The organism is Bradyrhizobium sp. Ken01, from assembly GCF_055807355.1.
On the sequence record NZ_JBVVPC010000277.1, the window covers coordinates 1 to 245 of the forward strand.

General features: G+C 32.2%; 1 protein-coding gene. It reads left to right on the forward strand.

Annotation, left to right across the window (positions count from 1 at the left end; genetic code table 11):
* Positions 1–47: 47 nt before the first annotated feature.
* Entirely contained in the window at positions 48–206 is a 159-nt protein-coding gene (locus tag AC0L3S_RS39650; protein WP_473285427.1) for a DUF5445 family protein, read from the forward strand.
* Positions 207–245 lie beyond the last annotated feature (39 nt).

Below are 245 nucleotides of genomic sequence, written 5' to 3' on the forward strand. Positions count from 1 at the left end.
GTTTTTTAATTTATATCACTCTCCTTTTCATTCAGCGTGTCTATTTCATTTCCTCTGAAAGGAAACTAACTATTCACATCGTGCAGATGTTTCAGTTGTTATCACAGGCATTCTATAATCTCAAAATGTTTTTAATGATGGATATGCTCGGAGTTGGAGATGCAATTAATATTAATACAAATAAAAATATCCGGCAGGTATGCTAAAAGGATAAATGGCGTTCTCTGTATTTATTCGCAATTATC